Source organism: Embleya sp. NPDC008237 (genome assembly GCF_042956465.1).
Lineage (GTDB): Bacteria > Actinomycetota > Actinomycetes > Streptomycetales > Streptomycetaceae > Embleya.
Window position 1 is genome coordinate 162,857 of sequence record NZ_JBIBGL010000007.1, and the last position, 21,132, is coordinate 183,988.

General features: G+C 71.4%; 15 protein-coding genes. 10 read left to right on the forward strand and 5 right to left on the reverse strand.

Features of this window, described 5'->3' with window-relative positions; all coding sequences use genetic code 11:
- Nucleotides 1–35 precede the first annotated feature (35 nt).
- Together ACFZBU_RS19690 and fxsT are read left to right on the forward strand one after the other, a co-directional pair.
- On the forward strand, nt 36–788 hold the full coding sequence (locus ACFZBU_RS19690) for a hypothetical protein (RefSeq protein WP_391584888.1): 753 nt from the start codon (nt 36–38) through the stop codon (nt 786–788).
- Between the two features lie 4 nt (nt 789–792).
- Nucleotides 793–4,674, forward strand: a complete 3,882-nt coding sequence (gene fxsT, locus ACFZBU_RS19695) for an FxSxx-COOH system tetratricopeptide repeat protein (RefSeq protein ID WP_391584889.1) — start codon at nt 793–795, stop codon at nt 4,672–4,674.
- Between the two features lie 61 nt (nt 4,675–4,735).
- Here the strand turns inward: fxsT and ACFZBU_RS19700 are convergent, their stop codons facing one another.
- Entirely contained in the window at nt 4,736–5,977 is a 1,242-nt protein-coding gene (locus ACFZBU_RS19700; protein ID WP_391584890.1) for a cytochrome P450, read from the reverse strand.
- A gap of 361 nt (nt 5,978–6,338) precedes the next feature.
- Between ACFZBU_RS19700 and ACFZBU_RS19705 the strand changes: the two genes are divergently transcribed.
- The 4 genes from ACFZBU_RS19705 (at nt 6,339) to ACFZBU_RS19720 (ending at nt 9,456) form a co-directional block, all read left to right on the forward strand.
- Entirely contained in the window at nt 6,339–6,533 is a 195-nt protein-coding gene (locus tag ACFZBU_RS19705) for a DUF2304 domain-containing protein (protein ID WP_391584891.1), read from the forward strand.
- An 83-nt stretch (nt 6,534–6,616) separates the two neighbouring features.
- Nucleotides 6,617–7,498, forward strand: a complete 882-nt coding sequence (locus ACFZBU_RS19710; protein ID WP_391584892.1) for a universal stress protein — start codon at nt 6,617–6,619, stop codon at nt 7,496–7,498.
- A 120-nt stretch (nt 7,499–7,618) separates the two neighbouring features.
- Nucleotides 7,619–8,287 carry a TetR family transcriptional regulator gene (locus ACFZBU_RS19715; protein WP_391584893.1) on the forward strand — a complete coding sequence of 223 codons (669 nt, stop codon included), beginning with the start codon at nt 7,619–7,621 and terminating at the stop codon, nt 8,285–8,287.
- Nucleotides 8,284–9,456, forward strand: a complete 1,173-nt coding sequence (locus tag ACFZBU_RS19720; protein WP_391584894.1) for an NADH:flavin oxidoreductase — start codon at nt 8,284–8,286, stop codon at nt 9,454–9,456. The genes ACFZBU_RS19715 and ACFZBU_RS19720 overlap by 4 nt, the downstream gene beginning before the upstream one ends.
- 173 nt (nt 9,457–9,629) lie before the next feature.
- Here ACFZBU_RS19720 and ACFZBU_RS19725 read toward each other — a convergent pair whose 3' ends face one another.
- Both ACFZBU_RS19725 and ACFZBU_RS19730 read right to left on the reverse strand, forming a co-directional pair.
- Nucleotides 9,630–10,088: a MaoC family dehydratase gene (locus ACFZBU_RS19725; protein ID WP_391584895.1), complete on the reverse strand. Its 459-nt coding sequence runs from the start codon at nt 10,086–10,088 to the stop codon at nt 9,630–9,632.
- A gap of 86 nt (nt 10,089–10,174) precedes the next feature.
- Complete coding sequence (locus ACFZBU_RS19730) at nt 10,175–12,382, reverse strand: beta-propeller domain-containing protein (RefSeq protein WP_391584896.1); 2,208 nt, start codon at nt 12,380–12,382, stop codon at nt 10,175–10,177.
- Between the two features lie 89 nt (nt 12,383–12,471).
- Between ACFZBU_RS19730 and glgX the strand changes: the two genes are divergently transcribed.
- Nucleotides 12,472–14,580, forward strand: coding sequence for a glycogen debranching protein GlgX (glgX, locus tag ACFZBU_RS19735; protein ID WP_391584897.1), 2,109 nt, complete (start codon nt 12,472–12,474; stop codon nt 14,578–14,580).
- A 178-nt stretch (nt 14,581–14,758) separates the two neighbouring features.
- On the forward strand, nt 14,759–15,403 hold the full coding sequence (locus ACFZBU_RS19740; RefSeq protein ID WP_391584898.1) for a DUF1707 and DUF4870 domain-containing protein: 645 nt from the start codon (nt 14,759–14,761) through the stop codon (nt 15,401–15,403).
- A 39-nt stretch (nt 15,404–15,442) separates the two neighbouring features.
- On the opposite strand, the gene ACFZBU_RS19745 is transcribed toward ACFZBU_RS19740, so the two are convergent.
- Nucleotides 15,443–16,018 carry a hypothetical protein gene (locus ACFZBU_RS19745; protein WP_391584899.1) on the reverse strand — a complete coding sequence of 192 codons (576 nt, stop codon included), beginning with the start codon at nt 16,016–16,018 and terminating at the stop codon, nt 15,443–15,445.
- Between the two features lie 279 nt (nt 16,019–16,297).
- The gene (locus ACFZBU_RS19750) at nt 16,298–18,142 is read right to left on the reverse strand and encodes a glycoside hydrolase family 3 N-terminal domain-containing protein (protein WP_391584900.1); all 1,845 of its coding nucleotides are present in this window, start codon (nt 18,140–18,142) and stop codon (nt 16,298–16,300) included.
- Between the two features lie 372 nt (nt 18,143–18,514).
- On the opposite strand from ACFZBU_RS19750, the gene ACFZBU_RS19755 reads away from it, so the two are divergent.
- Both ACFZBU_RS19755 and ACFZBU_RS19760 read left to right on the forward strand, forming a co-directional pair.
- Nucleotides 18,515–19,396 carry a TVP38/TMEM64 family protein gene (locus ACFZBU_RS19755; RefSeq protein WP_391584901.1) on the forward strand — a complete coding sequence of 294 codons (882 nt, stop codon included), beginning with the start codon at nt 18,515–18,517 and terminating at the stop codon, nt 19,394–19,396.
- Between the two features lie 85 nt (nt 19,397–19,481).
- Nucleotides 19,482–20,759 carry a heparan-alpha-glucosaminide N-acetyltransferase domain-containing protein gene (locus ACFZBU_RS19760; RefSeq protein WP_391584902.1) on the forward strand — a complete coding sequence of 426 codons (1,278 nt, stop codon included), beginning with the start codon at nt 19,482–19,484 and terminating at the stop codon, nt 20,757–20,759.
- Nucleotides 20,760–21,132: the final 373 nt, after the last annotated feature.

Here is a 21,132-nt window from a genome sequence, read left to right on the forward strand (position 1 = left end):
CGCGTCGAAACGAAGCACCGACAGCAGGGGTCGAGATGACACCAGTCTTCTTCACGAGTCGGTCGTGCGGCGACGAGCGTGTCTACGTCGAGCGCTTCCACGCCGACCTCGAACAAGCCGTCTCCGCCCGCGTGCCGGGCCGGGACGGCGCACGGGGCCTGCTGTCGACGTGCGCGGAGCGCGATCCGGGCGACCCACCCGAAACGCTCGCCGCCTGCTCGGTTCCCGCCGCGGTGGTGCTGGCCTCGCCCGACTACCTCGCCGACCCCGCCGCCATGCGCGAATGGGCGGTGATGGCCGAACGGGTACGCGGACACCGCGTCCGCACCGGCGAACGACTCGACGCGATGGCCACCGTGCGCTGGCGCGCCGCCGACGCCCGTCCCGGCGAGCAGCCCACCCCGGACGTGGGCGCCGACGGCGACTACGGTCCGATCTACGCCCGCCAGGGCCTGTTCGACCTGATGCGCCTGGAGGGCCACTCCGCCGACTACCGGCGGCTGATCGCCGACTTGGCGCGCGTGGTGGTCGAGGTCAACCGCGTTCCGCTGCGCCCGCTGCCGCCCGCCGAGGCGCGCGAACTCCTCGGCGCGCGCACCGTCGCCGGCCCCGCCCCCGCTCGACTGCCGTACGCGGGCTCCGCGCCGGTCGCGACCGCTGCCCGGCTCCTGCCCCTGCACGCGCGCACCGGGCCGGAGCTGCCCACCCGACCCCGCTGGATCACGGCCCGACACAATCCCCGCCGCCCGTTGCTGTGGGGACCCGGTGGCGATGTTGAGGAGCACTGAAACGATGAGCGACAACCCGCCGGGAACCGTCGTCACGTTCTACTCGTACAAGGGTGGCACCGGGCGCACGATGGCCTTGGCCAACGTCGCCTGGATCCTGGCCTCCCGAGGCAAGCGCGTGCTCGTCGTGGACTGGGACCTCGAATCACCGGGCCTGCACCGCTACTTCCACCCGTACCTGATCGACAAGCGGCTGGAGGACACCCGCGGAGTGCTCGACATGATCCGCGCGTTCGCCAAGGTGGTCGGCTCCCCGACCAGCACGGACGCGATGATCGAGTCGAGCCGCGTCGCGGAGAGCCGGGTGGACGGCTGCGCGGTCAAGGTCGACCGGGACTTCGCCGACGGCGGCCTGATCCGCTTCCTCGGCCCGGGCCGGCAGAACCACGAGTACGCGGCCACGCTGGCCGGCTTCAACTGGGCCGACTTCTGCGAGAGCCCGCACGGCATCGGCTTCCTGGACGCGCTGCGCGAGGACATGCGCGCGTCCTACGACTACGCGCTGATCGACAGCCGCACCGGGCTCAACGACATCGCCGGCATCTGCACCACCCTGTTGCCGGACATCGTGGTGGACGGCTTCACGCTCAACGAACAGGCCATCGACGGCGGCGTCAACGTGGCCCGCTCGATCGCCCGCCAGGCCGATCGGCCGCTGCGCATCCTGCCCGTGCCGATGCGCGTGGAGGACGACGAGAAGGACAAGCTCGAAGCCGGCCGCGACCACGCCCGCGAGCGCTTCGCCGAGTTCCTCGCGGATCGCTCCGAAGCCGAGCGGAGCCGGTACTGGGGCGAGGTGGAGATCCCGTACAAGGCGTTCTACGCCTACGAGGAGACGCTCGCCACGGTCGGCGACCGGCCGCTCCAGGAGGGCAGCCTGCTCAGCGCGTACGAGCGGCTGACCGGCGTGCTCACCGACGGCGCGATCAGCCGGCTCGACCCGATCGACGAGGTGGACCGCCGGCGTGAACTGCGCCGCTTCGAGCGCATCCGGTACACCGCCCCGACCACCGTGCGCATCCTCTACAGCGCGCGCGACCGGATGTGGGTGGACTGGGTACGTGCCCAACTGACCGCCTCGGGCGCCCAGGTGGTCGGCACCGGCGGCTGCGACACCCCCGTCGAGGACCTGCAGAACGTCGAAAGCGTCGTGGTCGTCTCCTCCTCGCACTCGCTGCCCAGCCGATCCTGGACCGCGATGCGCACGGCGCTGCGCCGACTCGCCGCGGTCGACCAGGCGAGCGTGGTGACCCTGCGGGTGGACGACCCGATCGACAACGACCCGGGTGTGGGCGAAACGGTCACCTTGACCGGGCTGTCCGAGGAACAGTGCCGCACCGTGCTCCTGACCGCCTTCGGTCGCACGCCCACCGAACCCGCGCCCGCGGACGGCCCCAGGTTCCCCGGGACCAAGCCCAGGGTCTCCCAACTGCTGCCGCGCCACCCGGCGTTCACCGGCCGCGACGACATCCTGGAGCGGCTGCGCGACCAGCTCGCCAAGGGCGCCACCGCCGTACTGCCGCAGGCGTTGCACGGACTCGGCGGCGTCGGCAAGACCCAGGTCGCGCTCGAATACGCGCACCGCTTCGCCGCCGACTACGACGTCATCTGGTGGGTGTCGGCGGAGCAGGCACAGGGCGTCGCCGCCCAGCTCGCCCGGCTCGGCGACCGGCTCGACCTCCCCGCCGGGGAGAACGTCACGGACGCGGCGGCCACCGTGTTGCAGACCCTGCAACAGGGCGAGCCCTACGACCGCTGGCTGGTGATCTACGACAACGCGGACGAACCGGCCTCGGTGGCCCACCTGATGCCCCAGGGCAGCGTCAACGGCCACGTCCTGGTCACCTCCCGCAACGACCTCTGGGCACGCAGCGCCCGCCCGCTGGAGGTCCCGGTGTTCCGCCGGGACGAGAGCGTCGCACTGCTCCAGCGCCGGGTGCCGTCGCTGACCGAGGCGGACGCCCAGAAGGTGGCCACCGCGCTGGGCGACCTGCCGTTGGCGGTGGAACAGGCCGGTGCCTGGCTCGCCGAGTCCGCGATGCAGGTCGAGGAATACCTGGAACGGGTCAACACGCGCGTCAGCGCGATCCTGGACGAGGGCCAGCCGCCGGACTACCCCACCACCGCCGCCGCGACGTGGACCGTCTCGCTCGACGAGCTCAAGGAGCGGCAGCCGGCCGCGGTGCGGCTGCTGGAACTGTGTGCGTACCTGTCGCCGGATTCGATCTCGATGCGGCTGCTGCGCTCGCGCGAGGTGCTCCAGGAACTGGTGCGGGTGGACAGCTCGCTCGGCGACACGCTCCTGCTGTCCCGGATCTTCCAGCAGCTCGGCCGGTACGCGCTGGCCCGGGTGGACCGCGGCGAGGACACCATCCAGGTGCACCGACTCGTCCAGGCCGTGTTGCGCGACCAGATGCCGCCCGAGGAGAACGCCGCCCGGCGCGCCCGGGTGCTGGAGATCCTGGCCGCCAACGCGCCCGGCGACGTGGACGACCCGGCCAACCAGGAGACGTACGAGGAGCTCTACAAGCACCTGGTGCCCTCGCGCGCGCTGGAGAGCGACTCGGAGTCGGTGCGCCGCTGGATCGTCGAACAGGTGCGCTTCGCCTGGCGCTTCAACGACTGGGAGTTCGGCCAGTACATCGCCGAGATCGCACTGGAGCGCTGGCGCGCGCGGTTCCACCGGCACGACGCGCTGACCCTGCGGATGTGCACCCAGCTGGCGAACGTCTACCGCTCCCAGGGCAGGTACCGCAAGGCCTACGACCTGGACCGGGCGACGTTGGAGGCGCAGCGCGAATCGCTGGGCCCGGACCACCCGCACACCCTGATCACCGGCCGCGGCTACGGCGGCGACCTGCGCTCGCTCGGCCGCTTCCACACCGCGCTCGAATCCGACCGGGACAACTACACGCGCTTCAGCGAGGTCTTCGGCGAGGACGCGAACGACACCCTGCTCGCGGCGAACAACCTCGGTGTCTCGCTGCGCCTGATGGGCCTGCTGGAGGAGGCGCGCGAGGTGCACCAGGAGGCATTCGACCGACGCCGGCGGATTCAGGGCGACGACCACTCCAGGACCTGCTTCCTGGCCAACGAGGTCGGCCACGACCTGCGCGAGCTGGGTGACTACGCGGGCTCGCGCGCGGTGCTCCAGCAGACCCTGGCGCGCGAGGAGGCGATGGGCCGCACCCGGGACGCGCTGCGCACCGCCAAGAACCTCGCGGTGACGATCCGGCAGACGGGGGACGCCCGCTACGCCCGCTCGCTGGACAGCGACACGCTGGAGAAGTACCGGGCCTATCTCGGCCCCACCCATCCGGTGCTGCTCTCCTGCACGGTCAACCTCGCCGCCGACAACCACGCGATGGGCAACGACGAGGCGGCGCTCGAACTCGCCCAGGAGGCCTACCAGGGCTACCGCGAGCAGTTCGGCGCGCAGCACCCGTTCACCTTCGGGTGCGCCAGCAACCTGTCGATCTACCTGCGGGCGGTCGGACGCGACGAGGAGGCGATGGCCCTGGGGCTGCGCAGCCTGGAGGGGCTGCGCGAACTGCTGGGTGAGGACCACCCGTACACCCTGGCCGCGGCGCTCAACCACGCGAACAACCTCTACCAGGCGGGCCAGGCGAACGAGTGCGCCGAGCTGGACCGGGCGACCTACGACCGGTACGAGGCGCAGCTGGGCGCGGATCACCCGCACACCCTGGTCGCGGCCTGCAACCGGGTGCAGAGCCTGGGCGAGATCGGTCGCCGGGACGAGTCCCGCGAATGGTTCACCCGCACCGAGCGGGCGTGTCGGCGCAAGCTGGGCGACGAGCACCCGATCACCCAGGGGCTGCGCTCGCGCCGCCGGCTGGAGACCGACATCGAGGTGCCGGCCGCCTGACGGCCGTTGTCCCGATGTGCCGTGGCCGGCCCGACGATCCGTCGGGTCGGCCACGGCCGGTTCAGGCCCGGTGCATCCGCACCGGCATGTCCTTGATGCCGTTCAGGAAGTTGGACCGCATCCGCCGTGCCGGCCCGAGCAGTTCCACCCGCTCGACCCGCTCCGCCAGGGTGCGGAACATGATCTCCAGTTCGAGCTTGGCCAGGTGCCGGCCGAGGCAGAAGTGCGGGCCGCCGCCGCCGAAGCCGAGCATCGGGTTCGGATCGCGTGCGATGTCGAGGCGGTAGGGGTCCACGAACACGTCCTCGTCGTGGTTGGCGGACGCGTAGTAGACGACCACCTTGTCGCCGGCGGCGATCGGCTGCCCGCTCAACTCGGTGTCGCGGACCGCGGTGCGCTTGAACGCGTTGACCGGGCTGACCCAGCGCACGATCTCGTCGGCCGCGGTGCCGGCCAGTCCGCCGGGGTCGGCGCGCAGCCGTTCCCACTGTTCGGGGTGCTCGATCAGCGCGAGCATGCCGCCGGAGATCGCGTTGCGGGTGGTCTCGTTGCCGGCCACCGCCAGCAGCATGAAGAACAGGTCGAATTCGAGCGCGGTCAGCTCCTGACCGTCGCGGTCGGGGCAGACCAGCTTGGACACGATGTCGTCCACGGGACACTCGCGCCGGGCCGCGCCCAGCGCGTCCGCGTAGCCGAACATCTCCATCTGCACCTGCTCGGCCTCGCCCGCGTCCTGGCGCAGGTCCGGATCCGCCTCGCCGACCAGCTTGTTCGACCAGTCGAACAGCCGGTGCCGGTCGACCTGGGGTACGCCCATCAGGTCGGCGATCACCACCAGCGGCAACTCGGCCGCGCACATCGCCACGAAGTCGCCCTCGCCCCGGTCGACGGCGCTCGCCACGATCCGCTCGCACGCCTCGCGGACCTTGTCCTCCAGGGTCAGCGTGGTGCGCGGGGTGAAGCCCTTGTTCACGATGTTGCGCAGCCGTGAGTGCTCCGGCGGGTCCATGTTGAGCATCATCAGCCGCTGGGTGGCGAGCGCGTCCTCCTCGGGCTCGATGAGCAGGGACAGCCGTTCGTGCGAGGAGAAGATCTCCGGGTTCCGGGACACCCGGATCACGTCGGCATGCCGGGTGACGGCCCAGAAGCCGTCCGGCCGCTCCGGGTCGGCGTGGCGGTAGACGGGGGCGGTGCGGCGCATTCGGGCGAACGTCGCGTGCGGGATGCCCGCCGCGTAGCTGTCGGGGCTGTAGACGTCGAACACGGCGGCGTTCGGGGCGGCGCTGTCGATCGTTTCGGGCACGGCGGACCTTCCGGCAGTGGTGCTGGCGGGGCGCGGGCGCGGCCAGAATTCCACGGCTCGGGTGGGTCGGGAAGAGCGATCGGGGTGTGACGGCGGGCGATGTCGCGCCCGCCCGCGACCCGACACGCCGGGCGCGGGGTGGGACACGCCGGGACACGCCGGGACACAACATCACGAAGAGCAACCCAACGAGCGAAGTCGTGACTTTTTGCTACTTTATAGACACTTTCTGTTAGTTTTTGTGACGGTGACAAAAGCAGACAAAGTCCGCCGTCCCACCGGCACTCTTCGCGCTGTCCCGAAATCGGCGCGGCCGTTCCGTCCCCTGCGCTCCCGAGCGCGCCTCCCGAGGAGTCACCCCATGGCCTTGTCCATCTCCACCGTCGTCCTGCTGGGCGTCATCGTGTTCATCTTCATCCGCAAGGGCGGCATGCGAATCCCGCACGCGATCGTGTGCGCGCTGCTCGGGTTCTATCTCGCCAGTACCTCGATCGCGCCGAGCATCCACAGCAGTGGCAAGAGCGTCGCGAACCTGCTGAGCAGCCTGAACTTCTGATCGCGGCGGTCACCCGAACCGGCTCGGCGGCAGGTGCGCCGGGCCGGTCTTCGCCGTTTCGACACCGGTAGGGGAGAGCAGGCATGGCGAACACAGGCGAGGTCGACACACCCCTGGTGGTCGTGGGCACGGACGGCTCGGAGCACGGCGACCGGGCGGTGGCCCATGCCGCCGCGGAGGCGGCCCGGCGCGGCGCACTGCTGCGCGTCGTGCACGCGATCCGGGTGCCGATGGCCACCCCCGGCTTCGAGCCGGTGGAGCCGAACGAGGACACCCGCCGGGCGGCCGAGGCGCTGGTCCGCGATGCCGCCGCGGCGGCACTGCGGCGCCATCCGGAGCTGAGCGTGCAGGCCCGGGTCGGCTACGGCCTGCCCGGCGACGCACTGCTCGCGGCGGCCGAGGGAGCGGTGCTGCTGGTCGCCGGATCGCGCGGGCGCGGCGGGTTCGTCGGCCTGCTCCTGGGCTCGGTCTCGCGATTTCTGGCCGCGCGGACGACGTGCCCGCTGCTGATCGTGCGCGGCGAGCACGGGGCGCCGGCGCCGACCGGGGTGAACGTGCTGCTCGGCGTCCAGGGCGACGGCGACGACCGGGCGGTGCGGGCCGCGTTCGAGGCGGCCCGCGGGTGGGGCGTGCCGGTACACGCGGTGCACGCGTGGAGTTGGCCCGGCTACGCGGGCCTCGCCGGGCCCAGCGAGGCGGACATGCGCGCGGTCGCCGAGGTGCATGCCGCCGCGCTGGCGGGTGCGCTGAGCGGGGAGCGGACCCGGTTCCCCGATGTCGAGGTGCGCGCGGACTCGGTCATGGCGGACGCGGCCGGAACGCTCGTGGAGGCCTCGGCGGGCAGCGCGCTGGCGGTGGTCGGCGTACGGCACCACCGCGGCCCGCTGCGGCACTGGGTCGGCCACGTCGCGACCGCCGCGATCGAACACGCGCACTGCCCGGTGCTGCTGGTCCCCCTGGACTGAGCCCCGGGCCGCAGCCCGCTCCCGGCCCGCCCGTCGACGCGCTCGCCGGGCCGGCCATTATTCGATCAGTGCTTCAATCAGTGATTGAAAATGCCGGCACTTCGTGGTTTGGTGCCTGCCGTGACAGCACAATCACGGGCCCGGCTGCTCGACGAGGCCGAACGGCTCTTCCTCGCGCAGGGCTACGACCGGGTCTCCGTCCGGGCGGTGAACGCCGCCGCCGGGATGAATCCGGCCGCCGTGCACTACCACTTCGGGTCCAAGCGGGACCTGGTCGTGGCGCTGCTGCAACAGCGCCTGGGGCCGCTGTGGGCCGGGCCACTGGCCGACCTGGACCGGGCCCGCGCGGCCGGGTGGACGCCCACGGTCGGCGAGGTGGTCACGATCATCGTCGAGCCGTTCGACCGACTGGCCCGCGAGCCGAACGGGCCGATGCTGCTCCAGTTGCTCGCCCGTACCGTGCTCTCCGGGCACGAACTGCCGTGGGACGACCCGTGGTTCCGGCACGCACCGTGGCGCGCACTGCTGGCCGCGGCGCGCCCGGACCTGAGTGCCCGGGAGATCGCGGACCGCTGGCGGCTCGCCTTCGACCTGCTGCTCCAGCTCTACGGCCAACCCGTGGCGGACGCGTTCGTACCGCCGCCCGCCCCCACGGCCGTCGTCGGCTTCGTCACCGCCGGCCTCGACGCCCCACGCCCCGCCGACGCGTCGCCCGCCGACCCGGCGCCGACCGACCCGCTCCCACCCGGTCCGTCCCGGACGGCACGCACAGAACGAGGTGACTCGTGATACCCGACGTCTTCGCCCCTGCCACGCTCGGCCCGCTCACGCTGCGCAACCGGATCATCAAGGCCGCGACCTTCGAGGGGGCCACCCCGGACGCGCTGGTCACCGACGACCTGATCGAGTACCACCGGCGTCCGGCCGCGGGCGGCATCGGGATGACCACCGTGGCCTACTGCGCGGTCGCCCCCGAGGGCCGCACCGACCGACACCAGATCTGGATGCGCCCCGAGGCGGTGCCGGGCCTGCGCCGGCTCACCGACGCGGTGCACGCCGAGGGCGCGGCGGTCTCGGCGCAACTCGGCCACGCCGGCCCGGTGGCCAACGCCAAGTCCAACGGCCGGACCGCGCTGTCCGCCGGTCGCATGTTCAATCCGCTGAGCATGCGCACCACGCACGCCGCGACCGAGGCCGACATCGCCCGGATCACCCGCGCGCACGCCGACGCCGCGCTGCTCGCGATCGAGTCCGGTTTCGACGCGGTGGAGATCCACCTCGGCCACAACTACTTTGCCAGCGCCTTCCTCAGCCCCAAGCTCAACCACCGCAAGGACGGCTACGGTGGTTCGCTCGCCAACCGGGCCAAGGTCGCACGCGGCGTGTGTCGCGCGGTGCGGGACGCGGTGGGCGACAAGATCGCGGTGACCGCCAAACTCAACATGGAGGACGGCGTCCCCGGTGGCATCCGGCTGGAGGAGAGCATCCGCACGGCGCGCTGGCTGGAGGAGGACGGCTCGCTGGACGCGCTGGAGCTGACCGCCGGCAGCTCGCTGCTCAACCCGATGTACCTCTTCCGCGGCGACGCCCCGGTGCCCGAGTTCGCCGCGACCTTCCCGCAGCCGCAGCGGCTGGGCGTCAAACTGATCGGCAACCGCATCCTGCGCTCGTACCCGTACGAGGAGGCCTACCTGCTCGCCTCCGCCCGGCAGTTCCGGGCCGAGCTGAAGCTGCCGTTGATCCTGCTCGGCGGGATCACCAACCGGGACACGATGGACCTCGCGATGACCGAGGGCTTCGAATTCGTCGCGATGGGCCGCGCGGTGCTGCGCGAGCCGGACCTGATCAACCGGATCGCGGCCGAACGCGAGACCAAGTCCCTGTGCATCCACTGCAACAGGTGCATGCCGACCATCTACAGTCGCACCCGCTGCGTCGTGATCGAGCCCGACGCTTAGGCCGGCCCCCGCGCGCCGAGCCGCGGCACCGGAGACGACGCGACCCGACCCGCGGGACCCGGCCCGGGCCGTGCCCGCCGGACGGCCCCGGCACGCGAAACGCCGGACGGGCCGAGTGCGGCCCGTCCGGCGTCGGGGCGGAGCACGACCGGTCGCCGGCCGGTCGTGCCCGCTCAGGCCAGGTAGCGGCTGATCGCGTCGATCACGCAGGCCGGCTTGGCCGAGCCGGCGATCTCGACGGTGATCCGGATGGTCACCTGGACGCCGCCCGCGATGTCGGCGACCGCCACGATCTCCGCACCGCCGCGCACCCGGGAGCCCACCGGGACCGGCGCCGGGAAGCGCACCTTGTCCACGCCGTAGTTCACCCCCATCGAGATGTTCTGCACCTCGACGATCTGCGGCAGGAACAGGTTGGACAGCGCCATCGTCAGGTAGCCGTGGGCGATCGGCGCGCCGAACGGGCCCTCCTTCGCCTTCTCCACGTCCACGTGGATCCACTGGTGGTCGCCGGTGGCGTCGGCGAACAGGTTGATCCGGTCCTGGGTGATCTCCAGCCACTCGCTGTGGCCGAGGTGCTTGCCCACCGAGTCCTTGATCTGCTGGAGGTCGGTGAAGACGGTGGCCGCCATGTGCGCTCCCGATCGTTTCTGATGGTCTGTCAGATCAGCTCTCCCGGGTATACCAGACCGACCCGCCGCGATGCCGCCCGGGACGGTCAGGCGGTCGGGATCCAGGCCACCTGACGCACGTCGGCGAGCCGGTCCACCGAGATCCCGGCCGTCGAGACGGTCCACAGATCGTCACCGATCACCAGGGAGCGCTGGATGGTCCCGCCCGGGTGCGTCACCCGACCCACCTCGACGATCCGACTGCCCTCGATCCGCAACACCAGTGCGTACGAGCCGCCGCCCGGGGACTTCTCGCCCGGGGCGATCTGCGGCTGTGTCGGGATGCGGTAGGACTCGTTCACCGGCACCACCACGGTGCCGTCCTTGGCCCAGTACAAGAACGCGTGCGCGTTCTGCTCGGCCTGCGAGTTCGCGCCCGGGAGCGCGTACTGGGCGACCCGGGTCGGGTTCGCCAGGGTGCTCACGTCGAACAAGGACACCTGGGTGCCCAGCCGCCGGCCGCCGTCGGTGGCGTCCTGGCCGACGCCGATCAGCCGGCCGTCGGCGATCGGGTGCAGATAGGCCGAGTAGCCGTTGATCTTGAGCTCGCCGACCGCCTTGGGGTTGCGCGGGTCGCTCAGGTCCAGCGTGTACAGCGGGTCGGTCTGTCGGAAGGTCACCACGTAGGCGAGCGGGCCCGCGAAGCGCACGCCCATGATGCGTTCGGTCCGGCCCAGGCCGCCCACCCGGCCGATCGGGGTCAGCGTGTTGCCGCTGCGGGCCAGCACGGTGACCACCGACTCGGAACTGGAGCGCGGCGCGATCGGCGGCGGCATGTCCCGCGGCGTGCCCGGGATGCCCGGGGTGGCGTCGGTGGGATCGCTCGGGGCGATGCCGCCGCGCGGCGCGCTGCCCGGGACGGATCCGCCCGGTGCCGCGCTGCCCGGGGCGGTGTCGCTGCGGGTGGTGGTGTTCTGCGGAAGGATGCTCGGCACGGTCCGGGGGATGCTCGGGTCGCCGGGCGAGAGCGTGGTGGCCACCCGCAGGTTGCCCGCGTGTTCGGACATCGCGTACTCGTTGACCATCGCGCCCGAGACCACGCCGGTGCCGACCAGCTTCGGCGTGCCCTTGCCGGAGATGTCGAGCTGGTTGATCGTGGTCGTCGTGCTCGGCGGTCCGCCGCCGATCACCTTCGCGTCACCGGACACGGCGCGGTGCGTGGACGTGGTCGCCAGGTAGAGGTTGGACTCCGACGCGTACACGTTGTCCACGTCGGCGGCCACCGTCACCGGATCGCCCTTGTCCAGGTCGCGGGTCAGGTCGAAGGACAACACGCTCAACGTCGCGGTGCCGGTGTGCCCGGGGTCGCCGGGCTTGGCCTGCGGCCGGCTGACCCGGTCGCAGCCGACCAGATCGCCGGAATCGGTCCGGCCGTTCGCGGCGAGGGTGAACTGCGGCAGCCAGTCCGAGGCGGTCGAGCGCCGGATCAGATCCTTGGCCTGGTCCGACGATTTGGGTGTGGACATGGACAGCCGGGGCCGCGAGCGCACCACGATCCGTGCGGTGCTGCCGATCTGCCGCCCGTCCGTGTAGCTCCCGTCCACCGACAGATCGCCGATGATGCGCGGCGCGGCGGCCAGATCCACCAGCACGAAGCGGGCGTTGGGGTTCGCGGCCACCGGCGACGAGCTGCCCGGGCCACCGGGGATCGGTGCCATCTTGCCCGAACCCCCCTTGCTCTTCGGCAGGTTCGTCGAGCCGTTCAGGATCAGCAGGGCCCGATCGCCGGACAGCAGCAGATCGCGCGCCCGCGCGCCCGGCACGTCCAGCGAGCCGGTGACCCGATGCGTCGCGGCATCCACCACGCTGAGCCGGCCGTCGGCCACGGTCAGCACCCGACGCCCGTCGGTCTTGACCAGATCGGGCTCGTCGACGCCCTGCTCCTGGGTGTTGGTGGTCGAGTGCTCGGCCGCCCCGGGCGCCGCCTGGTCCGCGGCCACGCCCTGCGGGGCCGCCGCCCTGGGCGCGGCGGCCGGCGCCTCGCCGTCCGCCAACTGCCCGGACTTGGAGTTGTCGGCGGATTTCTTCTCGGTCATCGTGCGCAGCGCCGCCGCCCGGAAGTCGTCGACCAGCGCGCCGCACGAGTCGAACGCGGTCAGCCGCATCGTCTCGCCGGACCCGGCGGCCGTGCGGACCGGATCCGGCTTCGAGCCGCCGGAGGAGGTGCAACCGGTGACGACGAGTCCCGCCGTCAGCACGAATATCGGCAGGGCAGTGGCCCCGCGCGTGGAACGGTCGTGGATTCGCATGGCCATCCGACGCATCGGGTACCGGAACGGTTCCCGGGCCCGGAGCCGGGCAGATGTGCGATCAGGCCGGTCCCGGCTGCGAAGGGGGAATCTTGATGACGCTGTGGCCCGGGCACCCGTTTCCGCTGGGTGCCTCCTACGACGGAACGGGCGTCAACTTCGCCCTGTACAGCGACGTTGCCGAGGCCGTCGACCTGTGCCTGATCGACGACGCCCACAACGAGGAACGGGTGCCGCTGCGCGAGGTGGACGGCGGCATCTGGCACGGATACCTGCCCGGCCTGCAACCCGGTCGGCGCTACGGCTACCGCGTGCACGGGCCGTGGGAGCCCCGCCGGGGGATCCGCTGCAACCCGGCCAAGCTGCTCCTGGACCCGTACGGCAAGGCCTTCGACGGTGACGTCCGCTGGGGCCAACCGCTGTTCGGCTACCGGTTCGGCGAGCCCGAGCGGATCGACGAGAGCGACTCGGCGCCGCACATGATGACCTCGGTCGTGGTCAACCCGTACTTCGACTGGGGCGACGACCACCGGCCCGGGCACGAGTACCACGACACGGTGATCTACGAAGCGCACGTGCGCGGGTTGACGATGCGTCATCCGGACATCCCGCCGGAGATCCGCGGCACCTACGCGGGCATGGCACACCCGACGATGATCGAATACTTCCGGTCGTTGGGGGTCACCGCGGTCGAGTTGATGCCGGTGCACCAGTTCGTCGACGACGGGCACCTGGTCGGCCGAGGGCTGGCCAACTACTGGGGCTACAACACGATCGGCTTCTTCGCGCCGCACGCCGCCTACTCCTCGACCGGCTCGCTGGGACAGCAGGTGCAGGAGTTCCGCTACCTGGTGAAATGCCTGCATCAGGCCGGTATCGAGGTGATCCTCGACGTGGTCTACAACCACACCGCGGAGGGCAACCACCTGGGCCCGACACTGTCCCTGCGCGGGATCGACAACAGCGCCTACTACCGGCTGTCCGAACAGGACCCGCGCTACTACTGGGACACCACCGGCACCGGCAACTCGCTGCGCATGTCGCATCCGCACGTGCTCCAGATGATCATGGACTCGCTGCGCTACTGGGTCACCGAGATGCACGTCGACGGCTTCCGCTTCGACCTCGCGGCGGCGCTGGCCCGGCAGTTCTACGAGGTGGACAAGCTCTCCGCGTTCTTCGACCTGGTCCAGCAGGACCCGGTCGTCAGCCGGGTCAAGCTGATCGCCGAGCCGTGGGACGTCGGCGACGAGGGCTACCAGGTGGGCAACTTCCCGCCGTTGTGGACCGAGTGGAACGGCCGGTACCGGGACACGGTGCGCGACCTGTGGCGCGGCGAGCCGGGCACGCTCCCGGACTTCGCCGCCCGGCTCACCGGATCCGGCGACATGTATCGCCACGACGGCCGGCGGCCGACCGCGTCGGTCAACTTCGTCACCGCCCACGACGGCTTCACGTTGCACGACCTGGTCTCCTACGAGCACAAGCACAACGAGGCCAACGGCGAGGACGGTCGGGACGGCGAGAACCACAACCGGTCCTGGAACTGCGGAGTGGAGGGCGAGAGCACCGACATCGAGATCCTCGCGCTGCGGGAGAAGACCAAACGCAACCTGGCCGCGACGCTGCTGCTGTCCCAGGGCGTGCCGATGCTGCTGCACGGGGACGAGATCGGCCGCACCCAGGGCGGCAACAACAACGCGTACTGCCAGGACAACGAGGTCTCCTGGGTCGACTGGGAACGCGGCCGGGAACACTGGGTGTTCCTCGAATGGGTGCAGATGTTGATCCGACTGCGCCGCGAACATCCGGTGTTCCGCCGCCGGCGCTTCCTGCGCGGTGTACCGGCGGACGATGCGAGCCTGGCCGACATCGTGTGGTTCGCGCCCGGCGGGCGGCCGATGACCGAGGCGGACTGGCAAGCCGGATTCAACAAGGCGATCTCGGTATTCCTCAACGGCGACGCGATCGGCGAACCCGGTCCGCGCGGCGAACCGATCCGGGACGACTCGTTCTTCCTGTTGATCAACGCGCACGAAGGGGACCTGCACTTCACCCTGCCACCCGCCGAGTACGGCGCGGCGTGGGGGACGGTGCTGGACAGCGCGACGGTGCTGCTCGATCGGGACCGGCCCGCGGCCAAGGCGGGCACCTCCGTACACCTGGAGGCGCATTCGTTGCGGCTGCTGCGCCGGCTGTTCTGACCGGGCCTCGCCCGGCGCCGGCCCGGAGACGGACCGGGTGCGCCGTCGCGCCGGGGCGGATCGCCGTCATCCCTGCGGTGGTTGCCTAAGGGTCCGGCCAAGGGTTATCCCTGATGGACCACGGTTCGTCGACGGCGCATGCTGTACGAAGCCGTGTGCACAGCGAGAGGAGCCGCGCATGCATCCCAACTCCGGTCCTCATCCACCCCATTGGTACGGCATGCCCGCGCACATGCGGGTCGGCGACGCGGATCGCGAACGCACGATCGAACACTTGAAGCATGCCTACGGCGAGGGCAGACTGAACGCGGACGAGTTCGAGGAGCGGGTGGCCTCGGCGCTGGCCGGGCGCACCCGGGCGGACCTGGAGGCGCTGCTCGACGACCTGCTGATGCCGATGCCGGGGCCACCGGCGATGCCGATGCACGGGATGACACCCGGGCCGCCGATGCCGCCGCCGTGGTGGCTCAACCGCGCCGTCGGGCCGTACGAGCGCATCCGTCCGGGCCGGGAGCGGGGCTGGAGCGCGGCCGCGCACTGGAGCGGCTTCTGCGCGCCCGTGGTCGGCCCGTACCTGATCCGCAGGACGGTCGGCGCCCGCTCGGAGTTCGTTCGGGACAACGCCAAGGCGGCGCTGAACTTCCAGCTGACCTGCCTGCTCTCGTTCGTGCTTGCGCCGATCCTGGCGCTGCTCGGCGACTTCGGCGGCCTGGTGATCGCCGTCATGTACTCGACCATCGCGGTCTTCGCCATCCTCGGCGGCGCCCGGGCGGCGGGCGGGGAGGTGATGCGTTACCCGATCAGCCTGCGCCTGGTCAGATGAGCCGGCCCCCGGGATGGGCCGAGAGCCCGGCGGGCGCCCTCACGCTCCGGCGGGGTTGGCGCGGCGGGTGGGGCGACTGCTGCGGCTGAGTCGGCTCGGGCGGGTCCAGAGCAGGAGTTCGCCGCCGGGCGGGGACACCACACCGCCGTGCGCCGGGTCGCCCGCGAACCACACGTCGCCGCCGTCGCACTTGTGCAGGTGCCACCAGCGGTGCGACATGGACACCACGGTCAGCGCGTACTGCGTGCCGTCGCCGGCGCGATCGCCGATCACCAGCGGCGGACCCCACGCACCGTCGCCGTCGGCCGGATCGCGGAAGCGGCACGAGCAGGTCACCCACGGATGGCGGGCCAGCGTGCGCCGCATGCGCCGGCCCAGCACCAGCGCGCCGATCCCGATCACCAGGGCCACGACGCCGACCACGAGCGGAACCGTGCCCCAGCCGCCCCAGGCCTCGCCGGCCGAATCCTCGGCCGTGGACAAAACCGCGAACCAGGCCCCGGTGCAGGCCGAACCGATCACCGTGGTCACGACGGCCCGCAGCCGGTACACCCGCAATGCCCGAGCCGTCGCGTGCAAGGAGAGAGCCACGCCCTCCCGCTGCTCGCTACCCATGGCAGCACCCTAAGCAGGCGCGGGCGGCAATGGTGAACCGGTGCGTGTCGGGCGCGCCCGTCGCGTTCGTGCACCGCGATGCCGGCGAACCGAAGCCGATACCCCACCGTGGTACCGGCTTCGCGTTGCTCGGCGGTGCCGGGAAGGGTGTCGGCTTCGATTCGCTCGGTGGATGTCGGGTGGGGTGGCGGTCTGGATTCGCCCAGGCGGTCTCCGGCGGGGTGCCGGCTTCGATTCGCTCGGGCGTGTGGGGTGGGGGAGTGCTCGGTACGTCAGTGCTCAGTACGTCAGGCCGTGACCGAACGGGAAGACCGGGTCCTTGCCGTCCCGTGGTACGTCCGAGCGCTGGGCGCGCACGTCGGCCATCGAGCGCGGCAACTCGAACGGCAGCCTGCCCTCGGGTTGTACCCGACCGAACAGCGCGTCCAGCAACGGCGCGTCGGCGCAGCCGTAGTTCGCCACCAGCGCGGCCGACCGGTCGGCGATCTCCGGGATCACCGCCGGGCGCTCCAGGTAGATGTCCACGACGGTGGGCACCGTCGCACACAGGTCCAGGATCGGAGTCAGTTCGGCCTCGGTGAACTCCAGCGAGCCCGCGTGGAAGAACTGCTCGAAGCCGCCCTCACGCGGCTCGAACGGGGTCTTGATCCGCATGATCGCCACGTCCGCCTCCTCGGGAGTGGCCACGACCGTGCCGTAACCGGCCGCCACGTCGGCGTCGACGCCCTGGACGTACACGCGGATGCCCGCGGCCAGCGGCAGCACCGGCTCGTCGTGCGGCGACGCGTCCGGTACCGACGCGTCGCGTGCCGACCCCTTTCGCGCCGTCGTGTTCTTGAGCACCGTGACCGACCTGCTCTGCGCGCGCAGCCCGGCCGCGATGCCGGCGTCGGTGCCCACCAGGGCAGCGGTCGCGGTCGGGTCCACGAACGGGTGGTCGAACAGGCCGAGGACGAACTTCTCCCGCAGCAACCGCCGCACCGACCGGTCCAGCCGCTCCTCGGTGAGCCGGCCCGCCGCCACCAGGTCGACGATCCGCTCGGGGATGTGCTCGCCGCCGAACTGGTCGCAGCCCGCCTCGAGCACCCGCAACACCCGGTCCGGGACGGACGACTCCTCGACGCCCCACGCCCGCGCGGGCATGGTCTGGCCCATGATGTTCGCGTCCGAGATCAGCCCCCAGTCGGTGCACACGATGCCGTCGAAGCCCAGTTGTTCGCGCAGCAGGCCGGTGATGATGCCCTTGTTGAAGCCGAACGCGACGGCCTCGTGCTCGGTCTCGATCGGCATGCCGTAGTACGGCATCATCTGCGACGTTCCCGCCGCGAGCGCCTTGCGGAACGGCTCCAGGTGGTAGTCGAAGTTGCCGCCCGGGTAGACCTGCTCGCGGCCGTACGGGAAGTGCGGGTCCTCGCCGTCGAGCTGCGGGCCGCCGCCGGGGAAGTGCTTGGTCATGCACGCCACCGACTCGGTGTTCAGCGTCTCGCCCTGCGCACCGCGGATGTAGGCGGCGACCAGCTTGCCGGTCAGCTCGGCGTCCTCGCCGAACGTGCCGTTGATCCGCGACCAGCGCGGTTCGGTGGCGAGGTCGATCTGCGGGTGGAGGGCGAGTCGGATGCCGACCGCGAGGTATTCGCGGCGCATCAGGTCGGCGAACTCGCGGACCAGCTCCTCGTCGCCGATCGCGGCCAGGCCGAGCGTCTCGGGGTACTGCGAGAAGCCCTCGGCGTAGGCGGCGGTGCCCGGGTTGTCGGTGAAGTGGTGCCGGGGATCGGTGGAGAGCGTGACCGGGATGCCCAGCCGGGTCTCCAGCGCCAGTTCCTGGATCCGGTTGTGCCACTGCGCGATGTGCTCGGGCCGACCTCCGCCGAGCAGATTGAAGTGGTTCATCCCCTTCTCGGCGATCATCTCCCGCACCGTGAACTCGAACGGCAGCGAACCCTTGTCGTCCAGGAGCGTGCCCTCGGGGCCCATGACGGCGATCGTCTGAAACATCAGACCGGCCTTCTCCTCGACCGTCATCCGGCCGAGCAGGTCCGCAACCCGTTCCTCGATCGGCAGCGACGCGTCCTCGTAGGGGCAGGTCGCGGCGCGGAACCGGGTGCGTGCGGTGGTGTCGGTCATGGATCCTCCGTAAAAACCTAGTGGTCAGTAGGTTTTCTAACACGTAACGACCCGCCTTCGCCGGCGAAATCGACGGCGACTTCGGACCCGGGTCCGCACCCCGCGACCGTTCCGGCAGCCGACCCGTGATCGTTTCGGCAGGTGACGGGCTCGCACGGGGAGCGCGAACGCTCCGTACAATGAGCCGAATGCGCGCCGGGGACCCGGGTGTGTTCGGGGGCGTGCCGCCGTGACGATGTAGCCGACGATTCGAAGCGGATCGCCCGGCGCATCGGGATCCGGCTCATCAGGCGCATCGGGCGCATGGGGCGCATCGGGCGCACACACACCACGGGTACGAGGGGCGGACGCAGGTTGGACACCGTGCGGGGCTTGCTCGACTCCTTGCGGGATTTCCTCGACCACGGCGCGTGGACCCACTGGCCGCTTCCGGTCTCGGTGACGATCTTCGTCGTGGTCTGCGCACTGGGCGTCGCCGCATTCGTCCCCAAGTCGCTGTTCGCGCCGATCGCAGGCGCGCTGTTCGGCGCGATCGGCGGCACGGTGGTCACCCTGGTCGGGGCCACCCTGGGCGCGCTGATCAGCCTGTACCTCGGTCGTCGGCTGGGCCGGGAGCGGATCAGCGGCTGGCTGCACAAGCGCGAGGCGCTGGCCGTGCTCGATCGCCGGCTCTCCCGGAACGGCCTGGTGCCGATCACGATCCTGCGGATGATCCCGGTGATCCCGTCCTCGGTGGTCAGTTACGGCGCGGCGGCGACCGGGATCCGCACCGGCCAATTCCTGCTCGGCACCGCGCTGGGCATGCTGCCGATGACGCTGGTCCAATGCGCGGCGGGTGCCTCGGTACGCAGCGGCCTGTCCACGCCGGTGGTGGTCAGCGTGTTCGTCGGCTGCGTGTCGCTGGCGCTGGTCATGGTCGCGGTGCGGCGGCGCGGCGGGGAGCCCGAGCCGACCGGTTCGCCGGCGTCGGCGGCCGGACGGGGGTCGGCGGCCGGGGAGGCGTCGGTGGCCGGGGAGGGATCGGCGGTCGGGGAGGGATCGGTGTCGCCGCAGTCTTCGGTTGGTTCGCGGTCGTCGGTCGGCCCGCAGTCCTCGGGTGTGTCGCGGCCGTCGGCTGCTTCGTCGTCTTCGGTTTCGTCGTCTTCGGTTGCTTCGCCGTCTTCGGCCGCTGCTTCGCAGTCGCCGGTCGCTCGGCGATCCTCGGGCGCTCCGCCTTCGCCGGTCGTGCCGAAGGCACCGGACGCGGCCGAATAGGCCGACCGGCGCTCGGCCGATCCGGGCCGCGGATGCCTTCCGGCCGAGCCCGACGGGAGTTCGAGGACCCGCCTAATCTGGACGCATGCGGGTCGAAGCGGGGGAGCACGGGGAGCGGGTGGAGCGGCCGGCGACCACGACGGCGCGCATCGTCGGCGTGGACGTCGCGCGTGCCCTCGCCGTTTTGGGCATGTTCGCCTCGCATGTCGGCCCGGACCCCTACGACGGCGGCGTGGACACCCTCGTCCAAGGCGTCTCCGGCCGCGCCTCCGCGCTGTTCGCGTTCCTGGCGGGCGTCTCGCTGGTCCTGATGTCCGGCCGGACACCGCTGCGCGGCCGGAACCGACACACCGCGGCCGCGGTCACCCGGGTGCTGATCAGGGCCGTCCTGCTGATCCCGCTCGGCATGTGGTTGGCCGACCTGGACACCGGCGTGCTGGTCATCCTCGCCTTCTACGGCCTCTACTTCCTGCTCGCCTGGCCCGCGCTGTGGCTGGACACGCGCGCGCTCGTGCTGCTCGCGGCGAGCTGGGCCCTCCTCGGGCCGATCGCCTCGTACCTGCTGCGTACGAGCGGCGACACCGGCGACATCCGCTATGCCGCACCCGGGTTCGACGACTGGCACGGTCCGGGCGACCTGTTCGAGACGTTGTTCCTGACCGGCAGCTACCCGGCGATCACCTGGCTGCCGTTCGTCTTCGCGGGGATGGCGGTCGGCCGGCTGCGCCTCACCGATCTGCGGGTGCAGCGTGCGTTCGTCGGGATCGGCACCGGGCTGGCGGTGCTCGGGTACGGCGGATCCTGGCTCGTGGTCGAGTTGTTCACCGGCGATCGGCTCGCCCGGGAAGCGGCCCCGTACGGCGTGTTCGAGCTGATCCACAGCCGGGTCGGCTCGGTCCCGGTGTCCGACCCGGCATGGTTGACCGTCGCCGAGGGCCACACCGGCACGCCGTTCGAGATCGTCGGCGCGATCGGCGTCGCCCTGGGCGTGCTCGGTCTGACCCTGCTGGCCTGCCGCGCCTGGATCGGCCGGATCGTCCTCGACCCGCCGATCTGCGTCGGCGCGATGGCGCTCACCGTGTACACCGCCCATCTGATCGCGATCGACCGCTGGTTCCCGCTCGCGGCCGGACAGACCTGGGAACGACTGCTCGCCTTCGTCGTCGTCACGCTGTTGCTGTGCTGGGCCTGGCGACACACGCTGCGCAAGGGCCCGATGGAGGCAGCCCTGCACGTGCTCTCCGCGCTCCCCGCACGCTGGGTACGAGGAGCGGCCCGGCCGGCCGGGCCGAGCCGGCCGCAGGGGGGTGGGCCGGGTGGACCGGCCGCGACCGGCTCGATGGCCCAGGGGTCGGATCGGTAGCGCACGGGGGTCGGGGCGGTGCTTCCGGAACGGAGCGGTGCTTTTGGGTCGGAGCGGTGCTTCTGGAACGGAGCGGTGCTTTTGGGTCGGGGCGGTGCTTTTCGGTCGGCATGGTGCTTCTGGGTCGGGGGCGGTGCTTCTGGGTCGGAGCGGTGCTTCCGGAACGGAACGGTGCTTCCGGGTCGGGGCGGCGTTCCGGGGCCGGAGCGGTGCTCCCGGAACGGAACAGTGCTCCGGGTCAGAGCGCTGCTCTCGGATCGGAGCGGCGCTCCTGGTCGGAGCGCCTATCCCTGGGCGCAGCAGCGCTCCCGGAACGGAACGGTGCTTCCGGGGCGGAGCAGTGCTCTCGGATCGGAGCGGTGCTACCGGGACG

Excerpts from the sequence above, each read along its gene's own strand:
- ACFZBU_RS19690 (WP_391584888.1), top strand. The coding sequence starts at position 36 with ATGACACCAGTCTTCTTCACGAGTCGGTCGTGCGGCGACGAGCGTGTC.
- fxsT (WP_391584889.1), top strand. The coding sequence starts at position 793 with ATGAGCGACAACCCGCCGGGAACCGTCGTCACGTTCTACTCGTACAAG.
- ACFZBU_RS19705 (WP_391584891.1), top strand. The coding sequence starts at position 6,339 with ATGGCCTTGTCCATCTCCACCGTCGTCCTGCTGGGCGTCATCGTGTTC.
- ACFZBU_RS19710 (WP_391584892.1), top strand. The coding sequence starts at position 6,617 with ATGGCGAACACAGGCGAGGTCGACACACCCCTGGTGGTCGTGGGCACG.
- ACFZBU_RS19725 (WP_391584895.1), bottom strand. The coding sequence starts at position 10,088 with ATGGCGGCCACCGTCTTCACCGACCTCCAGCAGATCAAGGACTCGGTG.
- ACFZBU_RS19730 (WP_391584896.1), bottom strand. The coding sequence starts at position 12,382 with ATGGCCATGCGAATCCACGACCGTTCCACGCGCGGGGCCACTGCCCTG.
- glgX (WP_391584897.1), top strand. The coding sequence starts at position 12,472 with ATGACGCTGTGGCCCGGGCACCCGTTTCCGCTGGGTGCCTCCTACGAC.
- ACFZBU_RS19740 (WP_391584898.1), top strand. The coding sequence starts at position 14,759 with ATGCATCCCAACTCCGGTCCTCATCCACCCCATTGGTACGGCATGCCC.
- ACFZBU_RS19745 (WP_391584899.1), bottom strand. The coding sequence starts at position 16,018 with ATGGGTAGCGAGCAGCGGGAGGGCGTGGCTCTCTCCTTGCACGCGACG.
- ACFZBU_RS19750 (WP_391584900.1), bottom strand. The coding sequence starts at position 18,142 with ATGACCGACACCACCGCACGCACCCGGTTCCGCGCCGCGACCTGCCCC.
- ACFZBU_RS19760 (WP_391584902.1), top strand. The coding sequence starts at position 19,482 with ATGCGGGTCGAAGCGGGGGAGCACGGGGAGCGGGTGGAGCGGCCGGCG.